This window comes from Intestinimonas sp., assembly GCF_026169115.1.
Taxonomy (GTDB): domain Bacteria; phylum Bacillota; class Clostridia; order Oscillospirales; family Oscillospiraceae; genus Intestinimonas.
In genome coordinates, this window is record NZ_JAPFEA010000117.1 from 1 (window position 1) to 25032 (window position 25032).

Sequence of the window (25032 nt, forward strand, 5' to 3'; positions counted from 1 at the left end):
CCCGAGGAGTCCGGCGAGCCCGCCCCCGAGGAGTCCGGCGAGCCCGCCCCTGAGGAGTCCGGCGAGCCTGCCCCTGAGGAGTCCGGCGAGCCTGCCCCCATGGACCCCGCCCCCATGGCCCCTATGGCCGCTCCCCCGGCCCCGGTCGTTGAGGTGGTAGAGGTCCAGGAATATCACCTCATGACAAGGGAAGACTTCCAGAACTATTGCTGGGAGCGGGCCGGACAGGAGATTAAGGACGGCCATTGGGTTACCGCTCTCCTTCTGAACGGCTTTCAGATTATCGATGTAGATGGGAATAAGACAGCCAGACAGGTGGATCCTGACACCGCCGGTGATGGCTATAATATCTACGGCAATGTGGAATGGAGCGGCCTTCAAGATTATATCCAGCCGGATGAGGTCGCCGAGATCGTCCTTTACGGCACCTATGTGGACAATTACACCTGGGGACAGCTTGAACTGCCGTGGTTCCAGGTCGCGGAGTTTGAATACCACATTTCCGCGGATGAGTTCGATTTCTATGGTTATGACGCCAACACCAATACGCAGGCATTCTGCGAGGTGTACTTCAAGGACAAGGCCCCCAAGCCCCCCGTGGAGGAGTATTACACCGGCACAGTCACCTTTACCTACGGCTATGCTGGTGAGGAGCCCGTCGCTCTGCCCGGTGATGCGATCTCTGACCTTCCCCTGGAAGACGGCGTCTGGACCATCACCCTTCCCGAAGCCCAGCTGGAGGGCTGGACAGAGGACGGCGGACGCTACACCAAGGATCTCAGCGATGTGATCCCCGTGACCGTTGAGATCGATGGCGTTGCCTATACCCTGGATGCAGAGGACCGGACTGTGGCGGTAAGCGCGGATGGCGAGACCAATGCCTTCCATTACGCTGCCACGAAGCCCTCCGGCAATGCCCAGACCGTCTATGTGTACGTGGACGCCACTCAGGCGGCCGGCGCGGACGGGATCGTCAATGACCACGGCTATTTCACCGTCGGCACCATTGAGATGGACCTCCCGGAAGCGAGCTATGAGTATAGTGAAGGCGGCGAGGAGTTCTATCAGAAAAATGCAGAGGCAGTCGCCGCTGCGCTGGAGAACATGCAGTGGCGCTACAATGAGTGGCTCAAAGACGCAGAGATCGAGTGGTACACCCTCCACGCCAGCGATGGCGCGGATGACTTTGTCGACAGCGGCACGATGACCTGGCATCTGGACGGCAGGATCACCGCGATCCCCGATCTCTACACCGTGACCTACAACGCCAATAACAATACCGGTGCGACCCATGTGGACACCAGCAAGTACCGGACGGGCGATACCGTCACCGTGCTCAGCAATGACGTGACCGGCTTCACCTGCGGCGAGGAGACCTTCCTGGGCTGGTCCACAGCTTCCGGCGGCGAAGTCGAGTATAAGCCCGGCGATGCCTTCCTGATGGGCGAGACGGATGTTTACCTCTACGCCGTGTGGGGCGAGCCCGCCCCCGCCACCGTCTCCTTCACCCTCAAAAAGGTGGACAGCGAGGACGCCAACGTGACCCTGGCCGGCGCGGAGTTCACCGTCTACGCTGATGCGGCCTGCACGGAGCCTTACCAGGTGTTCACCACCGGCGAGGACGGCGCCGTGGAAGTGGTCCTCCCCGTGGGCGGTACCTACTACATGAAGGAGACCAAGGCGCCCGAGGGCTACCAGATCCTCGATGAGAAGGTCTACGAACTGAAGACGGAGGACAACAGCAGCGAGGGCTTCCTCTCCCAGCTCTGGGCCCTCCTCACCGGCGGCGAGCCCGCCGAGAGCGACAACTTTGAGGACGGCGTCCTCACCGTGGAGAACGTCAAGACCCTGCCTGTGAAGTACTTTGTCCTCTCGCCCGAGCAGCCCGTGCCCGCTGACGGCGCCGACATGGGTTACCAGAACTACTTCCCCAACAGCGTCGACCCGGATGCTGCATACACGGCAGACAACGGCATGCCCGGTACCGGCCTCACCGCTCAGCTGTGGGAGACCCTCAAGGGCGGCAATGGTACTCTGGAGATCGGCGACCAGCTCCTTGATTTTGTTTCCGCTGACGCCGGAACACTGGATGAGAACGCCCAGGCCGCGATGGCTGACGCCTTTGACCTGAGCGAGACCATCGGCGATTATGAGATCGTCTGGTATGTGGTCAAGGTCCAGCGTGCCCCGCATGGCAGCAACTTCGGCATGATCGGGAACAACATGGCCGACGTCCATGTGGACGGCTATGTGAAGGGCGTGGCCGTGGAGGTCCGCTACCACGACAATTACAGCGCCGAAGATACCTTTTACACCCACGCTGATATCCTGACCGGCAGCGACTACACAGTCCTGGACTATGACGCAACGGACCTGACCGCCCGCGAGGACTACACCTTCCAGGGCTGGGCCACCGCCCCCGACGGCGAGGTCGTCTATGCCGCCGGTGCTGAGATCTCCCCCCTCAAGAGCGCCATGGATCTCTATGCCGTGTGGCAGAAGAACGAGCTGCCCCCCGTCGTGGGCACGCCTGCGCTGGACATCACCAAGACCGCCGACCATGACACCGTGACCGTGGGCGACGAGATCGCCTACACCATCACTGTGACCAACACCGGCGACGCGGAGGCCGAGAACGTGGTGGTCACCGACACCCTCCCCGAGGGCGTGACCTATCTCGAGAGCACCGGAAACGGCGCTTACGACGCTGACGCCCGCACCATCGCCTGGACCGTGGGCGCCCTGGCCGCTGAGGAGAGCGAGACCGTTACCGTCACCGTGTCCGCCGATGAGGCAGGGACCGTGACCAACACCGCCGAGGCCATTGCCGATGAGGTGGACGCCGTGGAGGATGACGCCACCGTCACCGTGAATGGCGGCGGTACCCCCGTCGATCCCCCCGTTGATCCTCCCGTCAATCCCCCTGTGGACCCCGACGGCGGCGATGATGACGATGACGACAATCCCCCTGTGAACCCCGGCGATGACGATGACGACGTCGTGATCGAGGACGAGGACACCCCCTTGGGGCCCAACCCCGGTCAGACCGAGGAGACCCCTGTGGTCCCGGAGATCGACATTCCCGGCGAGGAGGTCCCCCTGACCGATACCCCCGAGATCCCCGCTGATCCCGACGAGACCGTGGAGATCACCGACGAGGGCGTGCCCATGGGCGACCTGCCCCAGACCGGCACCATGGCCGCTCCCGCCGACCCCACCGTCACCATGGGGGTACTGGCCATCAGCGCCTCCCTGGCGGCGGCCGGCCTGGCCATCACCGTCTCCCGCAAGCGGGAGGAGGACTCCCAGAACTAAGTGGGATCTGACCTGATCCCATCGCACAGCGCCGAGGCCCGGAGCGTCTGCTCCGGGCCTCGCGTTGTCTGCGGCGTCCCACCGGGGCGGCTTCATGTGCATGGGCCTGGGCTGCAATGCGGCGGGGGTGGTGGGCTGCCGGATCGTGGACTCCCCCAGGGAACGGCTCATTGCCGTCCTTACCAACAGCCTGATCCCCTGCAACGGGCGTTTCCCCACGCTCATTGCCCTGCTTGCCCTCTTTTGTGCCGGGGGCGGATTGGCGGCGGGGGCCGCTCTGGCGGGGCTGGTGGTGCTGGGGGTGGCGGGCACGCTGCTGGTGTCCCGGCTGCTGTCGGCCACCCTGCTGCGTGGGGAGCCCTCCGCCTTCACCATGGAGCTGCCGCCCTACCGCCGTCCGCGTCCGGGGCAGATCGTGGTGCGCTCCCTTCTGGACCGGACCATTTTTGTCCTGGGCCGGGCGGCGGCGGTGGCCGCCCCGGCTGGGCTCCTCATCTGGCTGTGCGCCAACTGGACCCCCGGCGGACTGTCCCTCTTTGCCCGGTGCGCCGGCGCGCTGGACGGCCTGGGCGGGCTGCTGGGCATGGACGGGGTCATCCTCACCGCCTTCCTCCTCAGCTGCCCGGCCAACGAGCTCTTCCTGCCCCTGCTTCTCATGGGCTACCTCTCCACGGGGGTGCTGGCGGAGCCGGAGGACCTGACCGCCCTGGGACAGCTCCTCACCGGGAGCGGCTGGACGGGGCTGACGGCGGTGTGCGTGCTCCTTTTCACCCTGTTCCACTGGCCCTGTGCCACCACCTGCCTCACAGTGTGGCGGGAGACGGGGAAGCTCCGGTGGGCGGCGGCGTCGGCGGTCATTCCCACCCTGCTGGGGGGCCTTCTCTGCCTGGTGGTGGCGTCGGCGGCCCGACTCCTGGGTCTGGCCTGAGCAAAATCGGGAAAAACCGGTCAATATGGCCAAGAAATCCAAGATATTTCTGGTAAAATAGTGGATTCATCCGTTGGAAAAGGGAAAAATATCTGCTAAAATGAGAGACGATAAAAAAGCGGCCCTCCGGCCGCGGAACGAGGAGAAAAAAGACATGCGCAAGAGCAACAGAAAGGCCGAGCCCCTGGCCGCCAAGACTGCGGCTGAGACCAAGACTGCCGCCCCCAAGCTGGAGACCGCCGATCCCAAGATCGAGCAGATCGCCGCCGAGGCCGCCAAGGTGGAGAAGACCACCGCCGCCGTCGCCGCTAAGGCCGAGAAGGCCGCCGCCGCTGCCAAGGCCAAGGCGGAAAAGGCCGCTGCCGCTGCTGCTGCCAAGGCCGAGAAGGCCGCTGCCGCTGCCGCCGCCAAGGCGGAAAAGGCTGCCGCCGCCGCCAAGGCCAAGGCGGAGAAGGCCCCTGTGGTCCGCAAGCGGTCCAAGAAGGCCGAGGTCAAGCTGTACGTCCAGTACCAGGGCAAGGAGACCTCCCAGGAGGAGCTCGTGGAGGCCGTGAAGGCCGCCTGGACCGGCGAAGAGATCGAGCGCCTGGAGCTCTATGTCAAGCCTGAGGACGGTGCCGTCTACTACGTCATCAACAGTGCTCACAGCGGCAAGGTGGACTTCTGATCCGCCGGCAGCCCTGAGACGCGAAAAACAGGCCGGATGCCCCAAAAGGGCATCCGGCCTGTTTTATTTTGGTCAGAGTCAGGGAAAAAGGGTTACTTGAGCCAGCCCACAGAGACACAGGAGCTGAGGTCGTACCAGGTCACATTGCGGCCCAGGCCCTCAAAGAGGGCGCGCACGCCCACATACTCCACGCCGCTGACAGTCTTTACGTCCACTTCGGCGGTCTTGCCGTCCAGGGCGACAGTGGCCTTGGCGCCGTCACGGGTGACGGTGGCGGTGAGGCTGTTGGCCAGGTCGGCCAGGGGGGCGTAGATCACACCGGGCTCAATGTGGAGGGGGCTGTTGAAGGACAGGGGCAGGCCGTTCCACATGATGGTGGTGGTGTTGGGGTCGCGGGTGTAGACCACTTCGCCGCCGGAGACGGTGAGCAGAACCTGAGTGTCCTTGATGTCCTCTGCGGGACAGGTCATCACGTCGCGGTCCAGCACCGCGAAGTCAGCCAGCTTGCCCACTTCCAGGGAGCCCTTGATGTCCTCGTTGAACTCGGCATAGGCAGACCAGTTGGTGAAGGAGCGCAGAGCCTCCTCACGGGTCATGGCTTCCTCAATATGCCAGCCGCCCTTGGGTTCGCCCAGACGGTTGGTACGGGTAACAGCTGCATACAGGCCATGATAGGGGTTGACCAGCTCCACGGGGGCGTCAGAGCCGTTGGGGATAATAGCACCCTTGTCGAGCAGGGTGCGCCAGGCATAGGCACCCTTCAGCCGCTCTGCGCCCATGCGGTCTTCGGCCACCAGCATATCGGAGGTGGCATGGGTGGTCTGCATAGAGGGCAGGATGCCCAGAGCGATGGTGCGGTCCATATCCTCGGGAGTCACGATTTGATAGTGCTCAATGCGCAGACGGTGATCGTCACGGGGATTGGCCTTGATGGCGGCCTCGTAGGCGTTAATCATCTGATGGTTGGCGCCGTCGCCGATGGCGTGGGTAGCCACCTGATAGCCGGCGTCATAGGCCACCTTGACGATGGGGTCCACCTCTTCCTGGGTGTAGCGGTAGTCGCCGATGTGGCCGGGGCGGTCGCTGTATTCCTCCAGCATGGCGGCGGAGCGGGCGCCCAGGGAGCCGTCGGCAAACATCTTCACACAGCGCAGGCTTAGGTGGTTGTTATAAAGAGGCTCGTAGTTTTCGTTGTCAATGGGGTGATCCTTCAGATACTGCGCGGTCTCATTGTCGGCGGCAGTATGAGAGATCATGCCGTAGACACGCAGCTTCAGCTCGCCGGACTCGTACAGGGGCTTAAAGACCTCGTCGTAGACCTCGATGCTGTTGCCGGCGTCCATGGCGGAGGTCAGACCGTAGGAGAACAGCTGGGCCTGGGCCTTCAGCAGACCCTCCTGCTGCTGTGCAATGGTCAGTTCCGGGATCTGGGAACTGATGGGGTTCATGGCAGTGTCAGTCATGCAGCCCAGCAGCTCGCCGTCGGCATTCTTCAGATACTCGCCGCCCTGGGGGTTGGGGGTATCCTTGGTGATGCCGGCCAGTTCAAGAGCCATGCTGTTGGCCCAGCCCATGTGGCCACAGGTACGAGTCAGGAACACAGGGTTATTGGGAGCAACAGCGTCCAGCTCTTCCTTAGTAGGATAGCTGGTGTCTTCCCAAACGGTGTTCATCCAGCCGCGGCCCTGGATCCACTCACCGGGCTTGGCTTTCTCAGCGGCGGCCTTCACTAGGTCCAGGATGGTCTGTCGGGGCATCCAGAAGCAGTCCAGATTCATCAGGCTGCTGCCAAATCCGGCCACATGCATGTGGCCCTCCACCAGGCCGGGGACCATGACCTTGCCTTCCAGGTCCACGACCTTGGTGTTGCTGCCGATGTAGGCGTCCACGCCGGCCTCATCGCCCACGTACACCAAACGGTCGCCCTTGACGGCGATGGCGCTGACCACGTCAAAGTCTTCATTTACAGTATAGATCTTCGCGTTGCGGTACACACTGTCGGCGGGCTCAACGCCTGCGGCAGAGGCGGGGAAGAGGGAGAGAAGCATTGTGAGAGCCAGCAGGGTACAAAGGATCTTTCCAAAACGTTTTCGCAGCATGAGGACTCCTCCTACAATCAATTCTTCTTTCTCGGTTTCCCGGTGTGCGCTGTAATGTAATATGTCCCTCCTTCCTGTTAAGATCACTGTATGTAGCCTACCATGTCATTTATATTTATGCAATGCACATTTCCTGGGGGGCTGGATTTCCTACTGATTTACTTATTTTTGATATTCGAACGATAATTCTATCTGAAAGAATGTTTAACGATACAAATAATTCGCAGAACGTTTTTTTCGGCCCAATAAATCCCATCCCGTCTCCGTATTTTTGTTACTATTGACGGAAAATGTGGGACATCCCCTGCGCTCCGTTGTGCGGAACAGGCGGAACCGCACAAAAGGGAGAGTTGTCGGAACGACTGGCGATTGCCCAGGGGCGCGCTTGCGGCTATGGGCTCGTTTTGTCTCATCCTGTGGGTCGTCTTGACCCTGTGTTTCCGGCATACTATAATTCTTCAAAGAACATGTTCAGTCAAAGAGGGCACAGCTGGAGTAGGTGATGGTCTGTGGACCGTAATAGTAGGGCAGGCCGGCCATGGTACACACATCGGAAACCAGCAGGCCGCAGGACTCCATGGAGGGGATAGCCCGTTCAGGGAATCGGCAGGGAGCATCGGGATAGGTACACGTCTCACAGATGGTGCAGGCGCCGGCGCTCATGGGCATGGAGCGGATGGTATTGGCCCGGAGCCAAGATACGAAGTGCTGGAAGCGTTCCTTGTGGACCCGCTCAGTTTCCAGCATGGTCTCTACATCAAAGTCGTCCTCCAGAATGCCGGTGGACTGGAGCAGGATACCCCTGGGATAGGTGGCGGCCTGCTCCCGCAGGGTTTCCAGCGTGCCGCAGCCCGGCGGACAGGTCCAGCATTTCCCATATTTTCCGCACCGACCGGAGGCGCACATCTCCCGCACTTCGGGCAGAAAGGATAGGGTATCCGGCGTTAACATGCCGGCGTGGTCAAAGCCGGAGGCCTGGGCGGCAGCGAGACTCTCTGCATCGGTAGGCATATAGATCCCTCCTCGTATTGTTGAACCCAGCATAGCATATTTCTCCAAAATCAACCAACACATTTTTGCGTGCTATGGTCAAAAAGACAAATTACTACCATTTAGCACGTAAATTTTATAGTTGAACAAGTTCATAGCTTGTATGATAGTACCAAAGACAAGGGGGAAGACCCATGACAAATCCAGAGCAAGTCCCCACCGTGGACCAGGAGAGTGCCAGGCGGATTATCCAGGCGTTTTCAGGTGCCTGCGGGGTGGACTGTCATCTCATTGCAGCAAATGGGGAAACCTTGCTTTCCTCCTCAAAGGATGGGGGATGTGTCTGTTTCCGGGCAGAGCAGGCCCGGTATCAGGGATGCAGAAAGTTGCATATCTATGGAGCCTATCAGGCAGAACAGCTGGGCGGACGGTACATCTATCACTGTCCCCACGGCTTTGCCTGGTGCGCCTCTCCAATTCTTATAGGAGGGAAGCTGGCCGCTTTTTTGGCCAGCGGACCAGCTCTTATTATGGATCTGGAGGACTACCTTACCTCCCAGCCCTACCAGCCAGACTCAGGGACCTGGGCTGGGGAAGAGAAGCTCACCAGGGTCCCGCCCTATAAATCTCCGGCGGTGTTTGGAGACCTGTCAATCCTTCTGCTGACAGCGGCCATCTATCTGGGGGAACACAGCCATCTGCTGGAGAGCCAAAAGCAGAGCGCCGAGCAACAGCAGCACATCAGTGACACACTTCAGACGCTTAACGCTGCCCAAGAGCTGCCCCGCTACCCCATTGACAAGGAACGGGGACTGACCCGGGCCATCCGGGAGGGGGATCAGGCGGAGGCCCGCCGTCTCCTCAACGAGCTTCTGGGACATATCATCTTCTGCACTGGCGGCGATTTTGACCTCATGCGCACCCGGTCGGTGGAGCTCATGTCGGTGCTTTCACGGGCCGCAGAAGAGGGGGGCGCTGATTTGGAGCAGGTCCTCTCCCTCAACCATCAGTTCCTGTGCGAGAGTGCCTACCTCCATTCGGCGGAAGACCTGACGGTGTGGTTGACCCATGTCATAGAGCGTTACACCGGCCTGGTCTTTGACCGGGTGGACATCAAGCATAAGGATCTCATTTATCGGGCTATTCACTACATCAAGCGCCGCTCCTGTGAGCACATCACACTGGAGGACGTGGCGGGGTATGTGGGTTTTTCCTCCAGCTATTTCAGCAAGGTCTTCAAGGAGGAACTCTCCTGTACCTTCAATCACTACCTCAATCAGCTCCGCATAGAGAACAGCAAGCCCCTTCTCCTCGACCGGGAGTTGAACCTCTCCGACATCTGTTATATGGTGGGGTTTGAGGACCAGAGCTATTTCATCAAGGTCTTTCGCAAGCATGTGGGGGTGACGCCGGGACAGTACCGGCGCCGCCAGGGCCGGCTGGACCCGGCCAAAGAACGGGACACATGAGCAATTTTATATATTTGGAGGTCATCACAATGAGTATTTTGCAGGACATCTCCCAGGCCATGCAAAAGGGCAAGGCCAAGCAGGTCAAGCAGCTGATCCCCCAGGCCCTGGAGGAGGGCGTATCCGCCAATCAAATCCTGGAGGAGGCCCTTCTGGCTGGTATGGGAGAGGTGGGGAAACGCTTCCGGGACAATGAGATTTTCGTGCCAGAGGTGCTGGTGGCCGCCCGGGCTATGAATATGGGGACGGAGCTTCTCAAGCCCTACCTCCAACAGGACGGTGTGGAACCCAAGGGTAAGGCCATCATCGGCACCGTGAAGGGGGACCTCCACGATATTGGTAAAAACCTGGTACGCATGATGATGGAGGGCAAGGGCATCGAAGTGCTGGACCTGGGCGTGGACGTGGAGCCAGAGACCTTCATCCAGAGCGCCATCGACAACGACTGCAAGCTCATCTGCTGCTCCGCGCTGCTGACCACCACTATGGGGGTCATTGGCGATGTGGTAGAGAAGGCCCGTCAGGCCGGTATCCGGGACAAGGTGAAGATTATGATTGGCGGCGCTCCCATCAACCAGCAGTTCTGTAATACCGTGGGTGCCGACGTGTACACCCCGGATGCTGCCACTGCTGCCGAGGCTGCCGCCTCACTGCTGGCTTGAACACTATTCAGCAATATGTCATCCCAGAGGAGGCGCATTTGAGATGAATATGAAACAATGGCTCCGGGATCAGATGGAGCTGAAAAAGCGCAGAGCCCTGCCAGTTCTGTCATTCCCCTGCACTCAGCTCATGGGCATCACTGTCCGGGAGCTGGTCACCAGCAGCGAAAATCAGGCACAGGGCATGGCGGCGGTGGCCCGCCGCTGCCCCACCGCCGCCGCGGTGTCCATGATGGACCTGTCTGTGGAAGCTGAGTGCTTCGGCGCCCAGATCCGCTTTACCGACGACGAGGTCCCCACTGTGGTGGGCGCTGTGGTCAGTGATCCCGACCAGGCGGAGGCCCTCCAAGTTCCCGCCGTGGGCGCCGACCGCACCGGCATCTATGTGGAGGCCATCGGCAAGACAAAGGAACTTATCACTGACCGGCCAGTGCTGGCCGGTGTGATCGGGCCCTTCTCCCTGGCCGGTCGGCTCATGGATATGACCGAGATCATGATTAACTGCTACGAGGAGCCGGAGATGGTTCACACCGTTCTGGACAAGGCGGCCCAGTTTATCACGGATTACATCAGAGCCTATAAGGAAGTGGGGGCCGACGGTGTGGTCATGGCCGAGCCAGCTGCTGGACTGTTGTCCCCCAGCATCTGCGAGGAATTTTCCACCCCCTATGTCCGTCGGATCATTGATGCGGTCCAGACCGATGACTTTATCGTGGTCTACCACAACTGCGGCAACAGCGTCTCTCTCATGCCGGACCAGGTGGTGGCCACTGGCGCCGCCGCCTACCACTTTGGCAACGCCATCGATCTGGCCGAGATGCTGGGCAAGCTGCCCGATGACCAGTTGGTCATGGGCAACGTGGATCCAGTGGGGGCCTTCTTCAACGGCACACCGGAGTCGGTACGGGCCGACACCCGAAAAGTACTGGAAGCCTGCTCCGATCACAGGAATTTCCTTATTTCCTCCGGCTGCGATATCCCGCCCAGGTCTCCTTGGGAGAATATCGACGCCTTCTTTACGGCGGTGGAGGAGTTTTATCAGTAAAGACCGACAGGGCAGGGAGTGGGTACCATGTCTGAATTGATTGTCCATCATGGGCAACAGGTCCAGAGCCGGGTGTTCCAGGCTCCGGCAAAGCTCTCGACGCTGCTGGGGGAAGGGCTCATGCCCGAGACTCCCTGTGGCGGTAACGGGACCTGCGGCAAATGCACAGTCTACGCTGCAGGCGCCCTGTCACCTGCCCCCGATGGGGCGGGGCAAGTCCTGGCCTGTCAGGTCACAGTCACCGGGGACGCGGAGGTCTATCTGCCCGGTCGGCAGACCGTCCGGCAAATCCAGACTGGAGGAGCGCCGGATACCTGGGCATCCCTGCCTGGCGCCCGTGGATGGGGGGCAGCGGTGGACATCGGCACCACAACGGTGGTGGTCCGGCTGGCCGACCTGGAACGGGGCAAGCTGATGCCCCCACTGTGCGATGAGAACCCACAGCGGCTGCTTGCCGCCGACGTGATTGGCCGCATCCAGGCTGCGGGAGAGGGGAAGGGCCCCATTCTGCGTCAGATGATCCGGGAGACGGTGGACCACCTTCTGGAGACGGCCTGTCAGGCCGCTGGCATCGGCAGGGAGGATCTGACGCGCACCGTCATCACCGGCAACACCACCATGCTCTACCTTTACACGGGTCGTGACCTGGAGCCCCTGTCCCACGCGCCCTTCCAGGCGGACTGTCTCTTTGGATATGAGGCGGACGGTGTGTGGTACCCACCCTGCTTCGGTGCGTTCGTGGGGGCCGATATTTATACTGCCATCCGCGCCAGCGGCATGTGCCGCCGGCCTGAGACTGCCCTGCTCATCGACCTGGGTACCAACGGCGAGATTGCATTGGTTCATCAGGGCCAGCTGCTGTGCTGCGCCACAGCGGCGGGGCCGGCCTTTGAGGGCAGCAGCATCCGCTGCGGCGGGGTTTCTGCCGAGGGGGCTGTGGACCATGTGTCACTGGAAGACGGAAGCGTCACCTTCACCACCATCGGCGGAGTGCCGGCACAGAGCATCTGCGGCAGTGGCCTTGTCGATCTGCTGGCCTGTTTGCTGTCGAAGGAGATCGTGGATGAGACAGGCGCCATGGAGGAGGGGGTCTACCATCTCGCCGGAGAGGTGGCCCTTTACCAGGAGGATGTGCGGCAGCTCCAGCTGGCCAAAGGGGCCATCCGGGCGGGGATGGAGACCTTGCTCCAGCGGGCCGGACTCACTGCGGGACAGGTGGATGCTCTCTATGTAGCGGGTGGCTTCGGCACGGTGCTGGATCTGAAGAATGCTGCCGCCATCGGCCTCATTCCGAAGGAACTGGTCTCCCGCACCCATGTGCTGGGCAACGCCGCCCTCACCGGCGGTCTTCTGGAGCTGCTGGGGCCTGCGGCGGAGGAGACGGACATTCTGAGTGGTGTGCAGTGTCTCAACCTCTCCACCTGTAAAGAATTTACCGACCTCTTTATGGAGGCCATGCTTTTTGATTTTTAGAGAAAAATGTTGTCTGGAGGCGAACATGATGTATACACCCAAGGAAAACTTTATCCATTTCTATCACAATGAGCCTGTGGAGTGGACTCCAATGGCCGATGACATGCGCATGTTCCAGCCTGAGGAATTCAACCTGTATATTGCCCGAGGGTTTGTGTTCCAGCAACAGCCCTTCCCGCCAGAGAAGTTTGGTGGTCCCGATTGGTTCGGAGTGGAGTGGACCTACGATCCCGTGTCCCGGGGTTCCATGGAAGTGGCTCATCCTCTGAGCGAGATCTCCGAGTGGGAGGAGAAGATCACCTTCCCCAATCTGGATGACTACGACTGGGAGGGTATTGGCAGGAAGAACGCCGACTATCTCAACACCGACAAGATGATCGCCACCACCATTTTCAGCGGCTTTTTTGAGCGGCTCATCTCCTTTGTTGGCTTCGAAAATGCTGCCATTGCCCTCATCGATGAGGATGAGCAGGAGGAGGTCCACAGGCTTTTCAGCCGCCTGGCCGACCTGTATATCGACTATATCCGCCGCTTCCATGAGCACTATGGTGCCATGCATGTGTGCATTCACGACGACTGGGGCACACAGCGCGGGCTCATTTTCTCCCCCGATATCCACGAAGAGATGGTCCGCCCCTACATCCAGAGGGTCATTGACGCTGTCCACGCCATGGGAATGTCCTATGAGCAGCACTCTTGCGGCAACATGACCAAGCTGGTCCCCGCCCTGATCGAGATGGGTGTGGATACCTGGCTGGGTCAGGATCTGGGCAATGCCAACCACAAAGATGAGATGTTGGAAGCATATGGAGACCGGTTTAAGTTCGGTGTCACCCTGCCAAAGCTGAGCACCACTGACCTGGAGGCGTCCAAGCCTGAGATCCGAGCCGCAGTGGACAAGTATGCTCCTATGCGGGTCTGGCTCCGCAGCGAGCGCAGCTACACCCCGGAGCAGAAAGCCTATACCTACCAGTACGTCAGGGAATTGGGCAGCAAGCAGTAAAACTTTATATCAGATGAAACAACAGGCCGCAGCGGCCGGGTGCGTGGGAGCATCCGGCCACTGCGGCCTTCTTTTTATGGAGATACGGACGACTACAAACAGAGCCCGAACACAACCGCGCAGCGGGTCCCCGGTTCGCAAAGTAAACGGCGTCGGGGGCGAAGAACGCCTCAATTCCAGTGTTCTGCCTGTTCAGCCGCATGGAAAACCAGCGATGGCTCTGCTCTTATAGATCCATGGGAGCCTCCAGCTCCATCGGTCACATGTCCACTTTTTTGATCGGCTGCCGGATGACGGTTTTCAGCTTTTCCGGCCTGCACCGCCGGGCGTCGCTCAGATAGAGCTCGTGGTGGAACCGGCCCTGGCTGAAGTCCGGCGCATAGCCCTGCTCCTTGGCGTACTTCTCCATGGCGGCCACGGTGGCGGGCTCGTCGTCATAGGGCCCGATGTGCATGCACTGGACGCACAGTCCCTCCTCCCAGGGAAAGAACTCCACAGCCGAGCAGTCCCGCTGCTTTTTCTCCGCGGCCTCCCGGATGGCCCAGTCAAAGACCTCTCTCGTCACAAAGTCCGGCAGGCGGATGAGGGAGATCCAACGGAACTCCGCCTTGCGGGTGTAGTCCACGCCCTGGGTATCCTCCTGCCACCAAAGCCCCTCCAGGGGCGGCATCACATAGTCGAAGCAGCCCTCCAGCCTGTGCCCGCCCAGTTTGCTCATTTTGATGGTGTAGGCCACAGCGTAGAGCAGCTCCAGCGCCTGCTTGTAAGCGCCGCCCTCCTCGTTGGGGTCGCCCTGTCCCCGCACCGCCAGAAAGTTCATGGCGGGTATGGTGACGATGCCCGGCGTCCTGGGGGGCAGATAGAATTCCTTGTACGCTTTCTTGTAGTCAAAGGCCATGGTCATTTCCGCCCCTTCTTTTGCGTCGTGTTCCGCAGCGCCGCACAGGTGATGCGGGTCAGCTCCGTCATCCGCTCCCGGTCCTCCACATCCTCCACCAGAAAGGAATCCTTCGCCCCCTCATAGGGCGGGGCCTTGGGCAGAGCGGAGAACATCGCTTCCCCCTGGGGGGTGACCTTCACAAAAAGCTGGTCGTCACAGATGACGGCAAAGAACACGTCGTCGCAGTAAAGGCCGTACTCGCCGAACATCTTCCTGCTTCGGATGGTCCCGGCCTCCCGCAGCTGCTCGGCCACATAGTCCACAAAGTCCTGATGAGACGCCATGTCAATCCCTCCTGTAACGCTCGGCCAATGTTTTTGTCAGCATTCCCAGCTGCGCCCGCAGCTCCTCCGGCTCCAGCAGCTCCGCCTTGTCTCCGAAGGTGAGCACCCAGCTGAGCACGCTGTCGGCGTCGGGAAAGCCGCCGGTAAAGCACAGCCTGCCGTCGGGCTCCACGGTGAAGCGGTCCGCGCCGTACTCCTCCACCAGCCGCCAGCGACAGCAGGGGGCAAAGAGCACGGTGACCTGATACCTGGCCGGGAAGATCCGCTCCGGCTCCAGGTCAGGCAGGGGGGCGGAGCGGGGAGGAAAGGGCTCCCCGGCGGCGAGGTCCGCCATGCGGTTTAATTTGAACAATCGGAAATCCTCGCGGCCCTGGCACCAGCCCCACACATACCAGGCGGACCAGTGGAACACCAGGTAGCAGGGCTCTACCGTGCGCACCGATTCCCCTTTGGGGGCGAAGTAGGTAAAGTGGATGGTGCGGCGCTGCTCGATGGCGCTCTGAATCAGCTCGATTTTGGGCGGCAAACTGGTCTTGTACCAGGAGGAGAGGTCGATGAGCATGTGGGCGCCGCCGGGTACCAGCCCGCCCGTTCCAGCGGACAGCTTTTCCATCAGCTGAGCATAGCGTCGGGTGCCGCTGACGCTGTCCAGACTCCGCAGCCCGGCCAGAATGGCGCCCATCTCCGGCCCGGTGAGCACGGTGCGGTCCACCCGGTAGCCCTCCATGATGGAGATGCCGCCCCCTGCGCCCTGAGCAGTGGCGATGGGGATACCCGCCCGGCACAGGGACTCAATGTCCCGCTGGATGGTCCGGCGGGACACCTCGAACTGCTCGGCCAGCTCCGGGGCGGTGACCCTCTCCCGTTGGAGCAGGATGGAGAGGATGCCGATGAGCCGTTCCAGCTTCATGGGAACCACCGCCTTCTCTGTTTTTGTCTGTATGATACCATAGCCGCGCGACAACGGTCTGTCAGGTTTGCCTTTGCTATGCTGAAAACTGCCCTGTTTTTTTGTTGCGGCACATGCTGCCTACCGGCCTCTGGGCGCATGGATGTCCAGCAAAATCACACCGAAGGGACTCTCCCGGTGGCAGACGTCCAGCGGTTCGCCGTCCATGGCCTGTTCATAGATGTTTTCCAGGACCACGAGCTCTGCTTCTTCTCCGCTGTCCATCATGATCGTCAGGGTGTAGTCGTCGTCATCCGCATCCGGGTCCTCTGCATGGCTGTCCACGATAACGGCGGGGTAGTGGCGGGCGGGCCCGGACAGGGCCACATTCACATAGTAGTGCAGACCGATCGCCAGACAGAAGCTCACCATTCCGATAAAGAGCCCTGCGTTCAGCCGCATCCGCTTGGGGGTGCGCAGGACCAGCGGCACGGTCAGAACTGTGCCGATGACCAGGATACGGGCCAGCCAGCCCAAGCCGCTGTCCGCCTCCTGGAGGAGAAAACCGTCCCAAATGTAGTGGACCTGTCCCATGTAAAGCAGCCCCAACAGGAGAATGGGGATCAAGGGGACCTTGATGTGCATGGCATTCCACTCCGGGGTGGCGTTCTTGGGCCGGTCCCCAAGGAGCAGCACCGGAGCGAACACCAGGCAGAATACCAGGAAGGGGAGGGGGGCCAGGGCGGCGACGATCATGACAGTACGGAGCTTCACGCCGGCAAAGAGAAGTAGCGGGATGGGTGCGATGGCGCCGGCGACAAACAGCAGCAGGACCGCCCACAGCCCCACTCGGATGGCCTTGATGTGGTCGTGCCAGTGGGTGCGGTACTCCTCCCGCCATTGGACGGTGCTTTCCTGCTGCGCCTCCTGTTTGGCCTGATGCTCCATGGTAGGGGTCAGGGTCATGGCGAGGTCGGCGCGCTCGACCCACTCGGCAAAGCGGGGGATGCCCCGCATGTTGGTCTCCACCGAGACCAGCTTTTTTCCGGCCTTGTCCAGCAGGTGGATGGAGCGGCTGGCCGTCAGTTTCACGGAAGCCGTCTGACCCGGCGCGAGCTCCCGCCGTCTGCCCCAGCTGCTGACATATAAAATGGAGCGGTCCCGGAACACGAACAGGGAACGGTTGCGTCCAGCCAGCAGCATCCACGCCCCCAGCAGGAACAGCAGCACGCCGGGGATGGACACAAAGGCGGTGACACTCGCTTCAAAGGGGGGCGTTCCGGCCACAATAATGCCCATCAGGGTCAGGATGAGTCCGGCTGCCCATAGGATCATGCCGAGGACAGTGACCAGGGTCCGCTCCCGCAGGATCACCACCGGCTGCCGCGTTTCCTCTGGTTCAGCATGGCGGCACAGCAGCAGCGCCAGACCAGATCCGAGCAGATACAGGAGCATCACAACGCCGGTCCCCACGCCCACCATGTCCAGCGGCTCGTTTCCGTCCGGTATAAAAATCAGCGGGAGCAGGAACAGGGCAAAGGCGGTGGTGATGCCGCCCGAGAGCAGACAGGGCCACTTGCGCCCCGGAGCAGGCAGGTCGTGGGCCGGTTCCAGGGGCTTTTGGGGTGCGCTGTATTCCCTCTGGATGGGCTCCAGGTCCGGGGCCTGTTCCAAAATCTGCCCGCAGTGGGGGCATTGGGGGACATATTCCATCCCGTCAGAGCGGCTCTTTTTTCCCATTGGCAGAGGCTGTCCGCAGGACGGACAGACCCAGTATCTCTGAAATATCCGCTTCCGAATCTGTTTCAGGATGAAAAAAGAGACAGCCGGAAGCAGGAGAAACAGGGGAATCAACCACAGCGCGCGGAAGACAAGCAGCGCGATCATCACAGCGGTGAGACAAATGCCCATCAGGATCAGGAAAGGGGTGCCTGCCCGAGCCCCCTGTCCCAGGGCGGTGAGATAGGTCTCATTTCCCTGTGTCATACCGGCGTGCTGGAGATCCAGGAGGAATGCCTCCATCAGCTCATAGAGGTCATCCGGGTCGTCCACATCTCCACTGGCAAACTGGTCATACAGGTTTCCGTTGACATACAGCCTCGCGCCCTCCCGACTGACCTCGATCTTGCTGTGGGGGCGGGTCAGGGTCAGGCGGTCACCGGAAAACGCTGATTCATACTGGGGATACTGCGCCTTCAGGCGCTCATACAGCTGTTTGAGATCATTTTCTTGATACATAGGCAATTCTCCTTCCAGACGTCAGCAGGATTCAGCGATACAAAAAGCAGAGCGTAGCCGCCAAAGCGAAAACAAGAGAAAGCACTTCGATGCGGACGTCCCGACACTGGAACACTTCCCGCCCGTAGGTTTCATTTCGGAACACCCAGATCTCTTTCCCGATCTTTTTTCTTCCCAACGGCATGAACAGGCAGCCATGGGCGGTATAGTACTGCCTCCCTCCGATTTTTACGAGATAGGCGTGCTTCTTGACAGCATAGCCGCCCACCGCATAGCCCCCTCGCTGCTCCGCGATGCCGGTGATCTTCCCCTTGCACCGCTCGCCGGTCAAAACCACCCGGTATTTCAGATAGAGGAGCATCAGGGCCGCAGCCATGCAAAAGAGACCGAAAAGGATCATAAAACCAATCGCTCCTGTCTGTGGAATGGAAATTTTGAGCGCCTCCGATGGCCCGGCTGCTGTGGGGCTGCGCGCTAAGAAGGCCGCTTCTTGCAAAGCAACTGGATCACCTGATAAAGGAGGAAGGGAACCGCCCCAAGCACACCGATCAAAGTGTAGATGGGAAAGGTGACGATCCCCAGCAGGAGCCGTCGTCCCCCGGCGATGCTCCGATGGTCTGCAATATACCGATAGAGCGTCAGACCTGTGGGGATGCCGGCCAGAAGCAGCCCCGCGCTGACGATGTTGGATAGAGGCTCTGCCGGCTCCGGGACCGGCAGGTCGTGTTCTTCAAAGTATGCAAGATAGGCCGGGTCATTCTGTTCTCTGGCCTGGGTCACCGATGCGAAATACCCCGGGATACACCCGATCAGCAGACATCCGGCGACCAGGATTAGCCGCCTCCATTCCCTTCGCATCCCAGACACCCCCTCCGCGATATGAACAGATGATAGCATCGACGTACCCTTCCGTCAACCGATTTCTGCGCCCGGCGCGGGGAAGGATCGTTCCTCCACCGCCGTGAGGATGCGGTTTGGGCTCTGGTCAACGCCATCTACCTCCAGAACAAGTTTGAGCGGCCCTTTGAAACGCCCAGCTCTGTGTGGACGATGGACTTCACTGCCGCCGACTTCACCGCCATGGGCCACTCCGACAACGGCCCCCTGTTCCTCGGGGACGTGCTCCACAAAACGGTCCTGAAGGTCAACGAGAAGGGCACCGAGGCCGCGGCGGTCACGGTGGCAGCACCTGGAGGCGCGGCCATGCCCACCGATCTGGTGGTGCTCCGTTTTGACCGCCCCTTCGTCTGCGGCATCGTGGACATGAAGGACGGCGCGCCCCTCTTCCTGGGCACGGTGGAAACCCTGGGCTGATGGAACACATACGTCTCCCAACGAACCACAAAGCTCCCCTGGAAAGCGTTTGCCTTCCGGGGGAGCTACTGTTTTACTTCCATGCAGCTGCGGGCTTTTACAGTCTGTATTCCAGCTGGCAGTCGAAGGGCTCGGCCTCCACATGCTTTTGCTGGGGCTGGGCCGCGTCCACGCAGCCCAGGGAGCGATAGAACCGCTGGGTTTCGATGGCGGAGTGGGAGGAGATATACAGCTTGGCGGCCCCCTGCGTCCGGGCCCATTCCGCGGCCATCTGAAACAACGTCCGCCCGATGCCTGACCGGCGCATATCCTCGGAAACGTGCAGGGAGGTCAGGTCCAGATAGCGGTGCTCCCCGCCGAAAAGCCCCTGCTCCACCGATGCAAAGCCCTTCAACGTCCCCTCCTGGAACGCACCGTATACGGCCCCGCCCGTCTTGATGGTATTTTGCAGGCAGGCGGTCAGAAATTGATAGTCCTCTTCGCTCCAATCGTCCACAAAGGGATCGGACCGCACCACCCAGGCGTCGCCCTCCCTCCGCAGGCATTGATCTACCACCTGATGCCGCACAAAGCCGCGGAAAAGCGAGCGGTCTATCTCCGAAGCGCAGAGCATTCTGTATGTGAGCATTTTTTGATGCACGACCTTTCCTTACTTGGGATGGAGGTACAGCCTGCCTACGCGCTTCTTCTTTATTGACACACAGCAAGACATCGTTCTATATTCTGAATCAAATCGTATGAACCTGCATCCCTGGATTTCTGATAGATTGGAAATCAGTATCTCCCATCTTGGCTGAACAGGTAATAGACCAGCATACCACCGCCGATCAAAGCACAAACTGCGCCGATGATCGGAACTAAATTTGCAAATTCACTGGTCATCAGAATTGCCCCACCGATGAAAAGGAATCCGCCTGCTTGTAAATTTTTCATAGAAATCTCCTTTCTCTGCTTATAAAATCCTACCATAAAACTGGGAATATGTCTATCTGTATTTATCCTGGCGCTAAGCAGAATCTGGCAGACCAAATGGCGGGGAAAACCGCGCTCTCGCTATGTCTGCTCAGTTTCTGATCGTACTAAGATATGTGAGCAGCGCCTCCTTTTTTAGCGGCTCACAGTGGCTGAGAATACAGGTTTGGCAGTCGGTTCCCCGGATTATGTCCATCAGCTGCCCCAGCTTGTCCTGGTCCATATAGCAGTCGTGGAAGAAGTCCTCGCTGGTAGAGTCCCCCAGGAACAAAACCCCCTCCTGGGGGATGCAGATGCAGACTGTATCCTCGGAATGGGGCGCCGCCGTGTGGAACAGGCGGGCCGTGACGCCGCCCAAATCCAGGGTCAGCTCCTGCTCAAACTCCATATCGGAGAGGACCACCGTCACCTGCTCCTGCTCTGCATACTCCCGGCGGAAATGGACGTCCTCCTGCTTCAAGCTGCGGATATAGGCGGGGTCCTTCACCAGCTCCCGCTGCTGGGCCAGAAACTGATTGGTCCGCTTGTGGGCGATGGAGATGCTCTCCAAGGCGTGCGTCCCAAAGGTATGGTCGTAGTGCCAGTGGGTGATGGCGGTGAAGGTAGGGCGGGGAAGGCCCCAGTCCTCCAGGGCCGCGTAAAAGTCCCCCACGTGCCCTGCGGAGTATCCGGCGTCTATGGCCAGGGTAAACTTGTCTCCCCGGACATAGGCCAGCATGGGCCGGTCCACCTCTGGTTCGTGGGGCAGATAGCAGATGCGGTCTGTCAGCTGGATCAGTCCCATTTTTGGTCCCACCTTTCCGGCAGTAATTCGTTCATAATGCCTCCGATTCCTTCTGAGCGATTGGACGCTTACCTTGCTTGCCTTGCACTGACGATACCATAACACCTGCAAGCAGTTCACCCTGAACGTTAAGAGAAAAGGGACAGTCTTGAGACTGTCCCTCTTCTTATCACATGTTTGTGCAGCCGATCACTGGGCGGGCTGGAACTCCACCGTGGTCAGCTCCAGGAGGGCCGCTGTGATCTCATCGAAATCCACCTCGGAACGATCTGCCAGACCGCCCCGGTAACCGATGTCCATACAGAAATAGGCGGTCCCATAGCCGTAGTCATAGGAGCCGACATTGATGAAGAGCAGGACCTCGGCAACGACGGTGTCGTTCTCCTCCGTGTCCGGGCGGACCACGAAACCGTCCACGCCGTCCGCCGTGATCTCGGTGATGGTGCAGCCCTCGTACATCTCGGTCAGGATCTCCAGCGTATAGGGCTCGCTGTCGTATATGGTGCCGGCGGACAATATGTGCTTTGTGGCGGGCCGCGTGGCGGGCAGGGTGCCGTCCGCCTCTGCGTAGACATACCGCTTCTGGTCGTCCTGGAAGTACTCACTGACCATCAGATCGTCGTCGTTGGAGTCGCTTTCGCCTCCGGCGTGCAGCTCCATCGTCTCCTCGACATACAGCTGGGAGGGGAAGTTGACCGTTCCGCACTGGAAATCCAGGTCTTTCTGATCGACGGTGAGGGTGCAGTACAGGGGGACGGAGACGGTGTCGCTGATGCTGTTCAGGGTGATGTGCTCCGGCGCGTTTTCGTCCAGCTCAATGTCCCAGTCGTCATCCGCTGTATCGTCGTCCTCAGGGGTGTCCGAAGTGGGTACGGGGTCTGCAACAGGGGTTTCTTCCACAATGGGGGTCTCATCCTCGTCGGCGGGAGGGGTGTTCTGCGGCTGAGGGTCGCCGCCGCATCCTGCGGCCAGGAGCATGAGCGCGATGGATAGTCCGGCTAAGAGTTGCTTCTTCATCTCGTTTCCTCCGTTCACTTCCTGTGTCACTCTTATATGCGCCCCCTGAGCCGGGGAGCGGGATACCCGCACAAAAGAGCGCCTTATTTTATCATGTATTTTAGCTATCTGCAATAAAAACCTTTGCGGATACATCGGTGAAAAGGGGATCCTTCTGGTGTGCCCGCCCGGGGGTCCTTGCTGGTAGGACGTCGATGCTTTATTTCCCGATCCAGTCCAGGAAGAGGGATACCTTCTCCAGGTCCTCGTCCGGGAGGGTGAGCAGCTTTTTGCCCACGATCCCGCGCAGGGAATCCTGGTCATCCATAGGGGCAAAGAAAAGGGCTGGCGTCAGGTCAAAATACTCCATGATGTTGAACAGCTCCCGGAGAGAAGGCATGGAAATGCCGTTGGTGATGCTTCTGATATAGGAGCCGCTTTTTCCGAGCTCCAGGCTCATCCGGTGCTCGGAAACGCCTTTTTGCTCCCGCAGCTCCGTGATGCGGTTTCGCACAAAGGCTTCGCAGCGGCGGATATCGTCCATGGCTCTCCCCTCCAATCTTGGTGAGTTTCTTTGTGTATTATTTTAATATAAGGTTTGGACTTGGGTTCGTAGAGGGATCATCAATTTCAACTTCACAACCTGACAAATCAATGATATAATAACCAAAATGGAGGCAGAGTTTGTACTGTCATTATGAAGCAGCTTCGCTGAGGCTCTGGTTGGCGGTCCGTTCCAGGGGCGCCAAAAGCGAAAACATCTCTTTCGCCCACAGCAGGGCATATGATATAATGGTGTAGAAATTTGCCCCATAAGGACTGAGGATCAGAGGTCGTGCTATGGAAGAAAAACTGGGGCAGTCCATGACTGCCCTGTTCAAATATGAAAAATTGATTTTGTCTCAAGGGGTGACCACATCCGCCGGCGGATGTGGCGTCTTCCTTGCGGCCTTTTCGCGCCCTGCGTCAGCCTGTCCAAGTGACAGGGTGTCGCAGGGCGTTTTTATCGTCTGAAGAGAGGTGGCCATCGTGTGTGAACACTGCCGAAATATTCAAACATGGAGAAAATTTGACGCCCCCAAGGACTATCTGGCCTGTATTGCTTATATTCAGCATTTGGTGGGACAAGGCCAATTTGAACTGCTGGCAGAGGAATCCATCTGTCCACTGGAAAAGGTAAAAACGGAGAATGGCTGGGCAGACGAGATCATGACGCACATGATCCGGTGCAAGCACTGCGGCCAGATATTCACCTGTGTGGTGAACACCTGGCGGGGCAGCGGACACTTCAAAAAAGGGAAAGGATGACTGGAAGGAGGAAACCTAAATGAACAGCGAACAGATCACAGCATTTTTGCAGGAGCATTGGTATATGGCCTCAATAATCATCGGGGCCGTGATTTTGATTGGAGCGATCCGCAACTGGAACTGGCTCTGCGACCCCACCGGTACGCGGGATGCCCATCGACACGGCAGAGGATACCGGCGTGTGGTGTTCTTCCTGCTGGGTGTCCTCCTGATCGTGGTGAGCATCTGGGGATTTGTGCTGACACGCAAGTAAGGAGAAATCACAATGTCAATCACTGCTTATAAAATAGAAGCCGTCGGCCATGACCGGACCGGCGAAGACTATGGCTATGTGAATATTATGTACCGCTATGGCGACAAGCAACCCTGTCCCCGGCCGGATCAGTGTGAAAAAATGGAAGTCATGTGGGCGGATGAGAGCGTCTATGGGCCGCCTGCCCCCGGCAGCAAGGTGGGCGATTTTATACAGACATGGCTGATGGGCTCCTGTAACTGTGGTGTCTTTACCCACCGGGAGATTGCCCGGCGGCTGATGGATACCTTCACCGGTCTGCAAATCAAGGAGCTGGAATGGTTTGAGAACCCCAGAGAAAAGATGCTGAAAAATGGCAAGCCCCGTGCGCGCCGGGCCAAATGGCTGCCGGAGCGGGAGGTAGATCTGGTGTATCTCTACTCCGACCACTATCTTGACGCCAGAAATCCGACTCCCGCCGGAACCGACTTCTTCACCGTTACAAGAATGGACCCTTGGGGGATCAGCACCTGGTTTATGTGTACCCCACAGGCCGCCGAGAAGTTGATCGCCATGGATTACGACAATCTGGCCGTCCAGGAAACTACCATTGTGGGATAGGAGGGATACCGCATGATTGGGACAGATGAAAACCGGGCGGTGCTCCATGTGGAGGTCGTCTTATGGAGCGGCAAGCGAAAAATACCACCCAGCCTGGTCAGCGGAAAGTATTGTCCTCATTTTGTGGTTATTGGAACTACGGAATATCTGGGTGTATGCTTTCTGGACGGAGACGAGTGTACATTTGATACACCGGCTTTGGGAAATGCCCAGCCCCTCTATCCAGATACCATTGACTACGCTCCGCTGGAAAACAATGCGGAGTTCTTAATCTATGAGGGAGCCAATGCCATTGGTAAGGGCCGGGTGCTGGGCCGGACCATACCCTATCAAGTAAAGCAGTAGAGGAAGTAGAAACCCTATGATCGAGGGTGAGTTTGAGTAATAAGGAGCACAGCCATGACATCAATAGACTTTCTGAACAAGGTACATAAAAGCCTGGATTCGCAGGAATATAGCATCTCTTACTCTCCGGCCAAGTCCAAAAACTATATGCTGTACTGCAATGGTAACTTTATCGGCGGCCTGTTCGACGAGGAGCTGTGCTTCGTCTATGCCGACAGTGTGAGCGAACTGTTGGGACACCCGGAACCCGTCTACCGCGGCTACTCCAGCACCGCCCAGCACAGGATGCTGGTGATCCCAGAGGAACACTGGGAGAAGGCGCTGAAACTTCTCTATGCCGAGAAATTTGATTGGAGCCGTTTGGTGTACGACATCACATACACCAGCATTGGCGCGGCTGTGGTGGAGGACTTCTACGACGAGAATGTGGTATTCCTGCGCTTCTGCTTTGAAAAGGA

At 59.4% G+C, this 25032-nt stretch carries 28 protein-coding genes; 15 read left to right on the top strand and 13 right to left on the bottom strand.

Annotated elements, in window-relative coordinates; genetic code table 11:
• The 3 genes from Q0Y09_RS10135 to Q0Y09_RS10145 all read left to right on the top strand — a co-directional run.
• The coding region (locus Q0Y09_RS10135; protein ID WP_297721016.1) for a SpaA isopeptide-forming pilin-related protein at positions 1-3315 on the top strand (3315 nt) is incomplete at its 5' end.
• Positions 3316-3379: 64 nt separating this feature from the next.
• The gene (locus Q0Y09_RS10140; RefSeq protein WP_297721018.1) at positions 3380-4243 is read left to right on the top strand and encodes a nucleoside recognition domain-containing protein; all 864 of its coding nucleotides are present in this window, start codon (positions 3380-3382) and stop codon (positions 4241-4243) included.
• Between the two features lie 154 nt (positions 4244-4397).
• Positions 4398-4910 (top strand): DUF6465 family protein, encoded by a 513-nt coding sequence (locus Q0Y09_RS10145; protein ID WP_297721021.1) that lies wholly within the window; start codon positions 4398-4400, stop codon positions 4908-4910.
• A gap of 92 nt (positions 4911-5002) precedes the next feature.
• Here Q0Y09_RS10145 and Q0Y09_RS10150 read toward each other — a convergent pair whose 3' ends face one another.
• Positions 5003-7009: an amidohydrolase family protein gene (locus Q0Y09_RS10150; RefSeq protein ID WP_297721023.1), complete on the bottom strand. Its 2007-nt coding sequence runs from the start codon at positions 7007-7009 to the stop codon at positions 5003-5005.
• A 471-nt stretch (positions 7010-7480) separates the two neighbouring features.
• A complete protein-coding gene (locus Q0Y09_RS10155; RefSeq protein ID WP_297721025.1) occupies positions 7481-8020 on the bottom strand; it encodes a DUF2284 domain-containing protein in 540 nt (179 codons plus the stop codon).
• Positions 8021-8193: 173 nt separating this feature from the next.
• Here Q0Y09_RS10155 and Q0Y09_RS10160 point away from each other — a divergent pair, with 173 nt between their 5' ends.
• Genes Q0Y09_RS10160 through Q0Y09_RS10180 form a run of 5 tightly spaced genes read left to right on the top strand, consistent with a single transcriptional unit; the run spans position 8194 to position 13651 of the window.
• Complete coding sequence (locus tag Q0Y09_RS10160; RefSeq protein WP_297721027.1) at positions 8194-9468, top strand: helix-turn-helix domain-containing protein; 1275 nt, start codon at positions 8194-8196, stop codon at positions 9466-9468.
• A 29-nt stretch (positions 9469-9497) separates the two neighbouring features.
• Complete coding sequence (locus Q0Y09_RS10165) at positions 9498-10130, top strand: corrinoid protein (protein ID WP_297721029.1); 633 nt, start codon at positions 9498-9500, stop codon at positions 10128-10130.
• A gap of 43 nt (positions 10131-10173) precedes the next feature.
• On the top strand, positions 10174-11175 hold the full coding sequence (locus Q0Y09_RS10170) for a uroporphyrinogen decarboxylase family protein (RefSeq protein WP_297721031.1): 1002 nt from the start codon (positions 10174-10176) through the stop codon (positions 11173-11175).
• 27 nt (positions 11176-11202) lie between these two features.
• Positions 11203-12648 carry an ASKHA domain-containing protein gene (locus Q0Y09_RS10175; RefSeq protein WP_297721033.1) on the top strand — a complete coding sequence of 482 codons (1446 nt, stop codon included), beginning with the start codon at positions 11203-11205 and terminating at the stop codon, positions 12646-12648.
• 25 nt (positions 12649-12673) lie between these two features.
• Positions 12674-13651, top strand: a complete 978-nt coding sequence (locus tag Q0Y09_RS10180) for a uroporphyrinogen decarboxylase family protein (protein WP_297721035.1) — start codon at positions 12674-12676, stop codon at positions 13649-13651.
• Positions 13652-13910: 259 nt separating this feature from the next.
• On the opposite strand, the gene Q0Y09_RS10185 is transcribed toward Q0Y09_RS10180, so the two are convergent.
• The 6 genes from Q0Y09_RS10185 to Q0Y09_RS10210 form a co-directional block, all read right to left on the bottom strand.
• Positions 13911-14549 (bottom strand): GyrI-like domain-containing protein, encoded by a 639-nt coding sequence (locus Q0Y09_RS10185; RefSeq protein ID WP_297721070.1) that lies wholly within the window; start codon positions 14547-14549, stop codon positions 13911-13913.
• Between the two features lie 2 nt (positions 14550-14551).
• On the bottom strand, positions 14552-14875 hold the full coding sequence (locus Q0Y09_RS10190; protein WP_297721037.1) for a TfoX/Sxy family protein: 324 nt from the start codon (positions 14873-14875) through the stop codon (positions 14552-14554).
• Position 14876: 1 nt separating this feature from the next.
• Positions 14877-15785: a YafY family protein gene (locus tag Q0Y09_RS10195; RefSeq protein ID WP_297721039.1), complete on the bottom strand. Its 909-nt coding sequence runs from the start codon at positions 15783-15785 to the stop codon at positions 14877-14879.
• Positions 15786-15905: 120 nt separating this feature from the next.
• Positions 15906-18002, bottom strand: coding sequence for a hypothetical protein (locus Q0Y09_RS10200; protein ID WP_297721041.1), 2097 nt, complete (start codon positions 18000-18002; stop codon positions 15906-15908).
• A gap of 31 nt (positions 18003-18033) precedes the next feature.
• The gene (locus Q0Y09_RS10205) at positions 18034-18498 is read right to left on the bottom strand and encodes a hypothetical protein (protein ID WP_297721043.1); all 465 of its coding nucleotides are present in this window, start codon (positions 18496-18498) and stop codon (positions 18034-18036) included.
• Entirely contained in the window at positions 18477-18860 is a 384-nt protein-coding gene (locus tag Q0Y09_RS10210; RefSeq protein ID WP_297721045.1) for a hypothetical protein, read from the bottom strand. Before Q0Y09_RS10210 ends, Q0Y09_RS10205 begins: the two co-directional genes overlap by 22 nt.
• A gap of 192 nt (positions 18861-19052) precedes the next feature.
• Here Q0Y09_RS10210 and Q0Y09_RS10215 point away from each other — a divergent pair, with 192 nt between their 5' ends.
• Positions 19053-19316, top strand: a complete 264-nt coding sequence (locus tag Q0Y09_RS10215; RefSeq protein ID WP_297721072.1) for a serpin family protein — start codon at positions 19053-19055, stop codon at positions 19314-19316.
• 97 nt (positions 19317-19413) lie between these two features.
• Here Q0Y09_RS10215 and Q0Y09_RS10220 read toward each other — a convergent pair whose 3' ends face one another.
• From Q0Y09_RS10220 to Q0Y09_RS10240, 5 genes are all read right to left on the bottom strand, one after another.
• Positions 19414-19884 (bottom strand): GNAT family N-acetyltransferase, encoded by a 471-nt coding sequence (locus Q0Y09_RS10220; protein WP_367184381.1) that lies wholly within the window; start codon positions 19882-19884, stop codon positions 19414-19416.
• Positions 19885-20090: 206 nt separating this feature from the next.
• Positions 20091-20285 (bottom strand): hypothetical protein, encoded by a 195-nt coding sequence (locus Q0Y09_RS10225; protein WP_297721049.1) that lies wholly within the window; start codon positions 20283-20285, stop codon positions 20091-20093.
• A gap of 94 nt (positions 20286-20379) precedes the next feature.
• Positions 20380-21072, bottom strand: coding sequence for an MBL fold metallo-hydrolase (locus tag Q0Y09_RS10230; RefSeq protein WP_297721051.1), 693 nt, complete (start codon positions 21070-21072; stop codon positions 20380-20382).
• Between the two features lie 189 nt (positions 21073-21261).
• Positions 21262-22089 (bottom strand): hypothetical protein, encoded by an 828-nt coding sequence (locus Q0Y09_RS10235; protein WP_297721053.1) that lies wholly within the window; start codon positions 22087-22089, stop codon positions 21262-21264.
• A 199-nt stretch (positions 22090-22288) separates the two neighbouring features.
• Positions 22289-22612: a helix-turn-helix domain-containing protein gene (locus tag Q0Y09_RS10240; protein ID WP_297721056.1), complete on the bottom strand. Its 324-nt coding sequence runs from the start codon at positions 22610-22612 to the stop codon at positions 22289-22291.
• A 296-nt stretch (positions 22613-22908) separates the two neighbouring features.
• On the opposite strand from Q0Y09_RS10240, the gene Q0Y09_RS10245 reads away from it, so the two are divergent.
• The 6 genes from Q0Y09_RS10245 to Q0Y09_RS10270 form a co-directional block, all read left to right on the top strand.
• Positions 22909-23082, top strand: coding sequence for a hypothetical protein (locus Q0Y09_RS10245; RefSeq protein WP_297721058.1), 174 nt, complete (start codon positions 22909-22911; stop codon positions 23080-23082).
• Positions 23083-23097: 15 nt separating this feature from the next.
• Positions 23098-23376, top strand: coding sequence for a hypothetical protein (locus Q0Y09_RS10250; RefSeq protein ID WP_317380519.1), 279 nt, complete (start codon positions 23098-23100; stop codon positions 23374-23376).
• 19 nt (positions 23377-23395) lie between these two features.
• On the top strand, positions 23396-23629 hold the full coding sequence (locus Q0Y09_RS10255) for an Imm17 family immunity protein (protein ID WP_297721062.1): 234 nt from the start codon (positions 23396-23398) through the stop codon (positions 23627-23629).
• A gap of 12 nt (positions 23630-23641) precedes the next feature.
• Positions 23642-24229, top strand: a complete 588-nt coding sequence (locus Q0Y09_RS10260; protein ID WP_297721064.1) for a hypothetical protein — start codon at positions 23642-23644, stop codon at positions 24227-24229.
• A 12-nt stretch (positions 24230-24241) separates the two neighbouring features.
• A complete protein-coding gene (locus tag Q0Y09_RS10265; RefSeq protein WP_297721066.1) occupies positions 24242-24574 on the top strand; it encodes a hypothetical protein in 333 nt (110 codons plus the stop codon).
• 54 nt (positions 24575-24628) lie between these two features.
• The coding region (locus Q0Y09_RS10270) for a hypothetical protein (RefSeq protein ID WP_297721068.1) at positions 24629-25032 on the top strand (404 nt) is incomplete at its 3' end.